Here is a 2,639-nt window from a genome sequence, read left to right as displayed (position 1 = left end):
TTGGGTGTTGTATGGTTAAGCCTCACGGGCAATTAGTACAGGTTAGCTCAACGCCTCACAACGCTTACACACCCTGCCTATCAACGTTCTAGTCTCGAACAACCCTTTAGGACCCTCAAGGGGTCAGGGAAGACTCATCTTAGGGCTCGCTTCCCGCTTAGATGCTTTCAGCGGTTATCGATTCCGAACTTAGCTACCGGGCAATGCGTCTGGCGACACAACCCGAACACCAGAGGTTCGTCCACTCCGGTCCTCTCGTACTAGGAGCAGCCCCCTTCAATCTTCCAACGCCCACGGCAGATAGGGACCGAACTGTCTCACGACGTTCTAAACCCAGCTCGCGTACCACTTTAAATGGCGAACAGCCATACCCTTGGGACCGACTTCAGCCCCAGGATGTGATGAGCCGACATCGAGGTGCCAAACACCGCCGTCGATATGAACTCTTGGGCGGTATCAGCCTGTTATCCCCGGAGTACCTTTTATCCGTTGAGCGATGGCCCTTCCATACAGAACCACCGGATCACTATGACCTGCTTTCGCACCTGCTCGAATTGTCATTCTCGCAGTCAAGCGGGCTTATGCCATTGCACTAACCTCACGATGTCCAACCGTGATTAGCCCACCTTCGTGCTCCTCCGTTACTCTTTGGGAGGAGACCGCCCCAGTCAAACTACCCACCAGGCACTGTCCTCAACCCAGATAATGGGTCTAAGTTAGAACATCAAACATACAAGGGTGGTATTTCAAGGATGGCTCCATGCACACTGGCGTGCACACTTCAAAGCCTCCCACCTATCCTACACATGTAGGCTCAATGTTCAGTGCCAAGCTGTAGTAAAGGTTCACGGGGTCTTTCCGTCTAGCCGCGGGTACACTGCATCTTCACAGCGATTTCAATTTCACTGAGTCTCGGGTGGAGACAGCGTGGCCATCATTACGCCATTCGTGCAGGTCGGAACTTACCCGACAAGGAATTTCGCTACCTTAGGACCGTTATAGTTACGGCCGCCGTTTACCGGGGCTTCGATCAAGAGCGTCGACTTACGTCTAACCCCATCAATTAACCTTCCGGCACCGGGCAGGCGTCACACCGTATACGTCATCTTACGATTTTGCACAGTGCTGTGTTTTTAATAAACAGTTGCAGCCACCTGGTATCTGCGACTCTCATTAGCTCCATCCGCGAGGGACTTCACCGACAAGAGCGTACCTTCTCCCGAAGTTACGGTACCATTTTGCCTAGTTCCTTCACCCGAGTTCTCTCAAGCGCCTTGGTATTCTCTACCCGACCACCTGTGTCGGTTTGGGGTACGATTCCTTACAATCTGAAGCTTAGAGGCTTTTCCTGGAAGCATGGCATCAATGACTTCACTACCGTAGTAGCTCGACATCGTGTCTCAGCCTTGTAGAGAGCCGGATTTACCTAACTCTCAAGCCTACGCACTTGAACCTGGACAACCGTCGCCAGGCCCACCTAGCCTTCTCCGTCCCCCCATCGCAATTGTAAGAAGTACGGGAATATTAACCCGTTTCCCATCGACTACGCCTTTCGGCCTCGCCTTAGGGGTCGACTTACCCTGCCCCGATTAACGTTGGACAGGAACCCTTGGTCTTCCGGCGAGGAGGTTTTTCACCCCCTTTATCGTTACTCATGTCAGCATTCGCACTTCTGATACCTCCAGCATGCTTTACAACACACCTTCAACGGCTTACAGAACGCTCCCCTACCCAATACCATAAATGGCATTGCCGCAGCTTCGGTTTACAGCTTAGCCCCGTTACATCTTCCGCGCAGGCCGACTCGACTAGTGAGCTATTACGCTTTCTTTAAATGATGGCTGCTTCTAAGCCAACATCCTAGCTGTCTAAGCCTTCCCACATCGTTTCCCACTTAGCTGTAATTTGGGACCTTAGCTGGCGGTCTGGGTTGTTTCCCTCTCCACGACGGACGTTAGCACCCGCCGTGTGTCTCCCGGATAGTACTTACTGGTATTCGGAGTTTGCAAAGGGTTGGTAAGTCGGGATGACCCCCTAGCCTTAACAGTGCTCTACCCCCAGTAGTATTCGTCCGAGGCTCTACCTAAATAGATTTCGGGGAGAACCAGCTATCTCCAGGTTTGATTGGCCTTTCACCCCTAGCCACAAGTCATCCGCTAATTTTTCAACATTAGTCGGTTCGGTCCTCCAGTTGATGTTACTCAACCTTCAACCTGCCCATGGCTAGATCACCTGGTTTCGGGTCTATATCCAGCAACTCGACGCCCAGTTAAGACTCGATTTCTCTACGGCTCCCCTAGATGGTTAACCTTGCTACTGAATATAAGTCGCTGACCCATTATACAAAAGGTACGCAGTCACACTTTGAGGTGCTCCTACTGCTTGTACGTACACGGTTTCAGGTTCTATTTCACTCCCCTCACAGGGGTTCTTTTCGCCTTTCCCTCACGGTACTGGTTCACTATCGGTCAGTCAGTAGTATTTAGCCTTGGAGGATGGTCCCCCCATATTCAGACAGGATATCACGTGTCCCGCCCTACTCGATTTCACTGAACACGCGTCGTCAACTACGGGACTATCACCCTGTATCGTCGGACTTTCCAGACCGTTCGTCTAACGCGTGTAAAGCTTAAGGGCTA

Annotated in this window: 1 rRNA gene; it reads right to left on the bottom strand. The window is 51.8% G+C overall.

Going from position 1 to position 2,639, the window contains the following annotated elements:
* Positions 1–11: 11 nt before the first annotated feature.
* Positions 12–2,639, bottom strand: a 23S ribosomal RNA gene (locus tag MHN79_RS20685); the annotation flags it as partial.

It is taken from the genome of Vibrio sp. Of14-4, from assembly GCF_022347625.1.
GTDB classification, from domain to species: Bacteria; Pseudomonadota; Gammaproteobacteria; order Enterobacterales; family Vibrionaceae; genus Vibrio; species Vibrio pristinus.
This window is presented reverse-complemented; position numbering and strand designations above follow the sequence as displayed.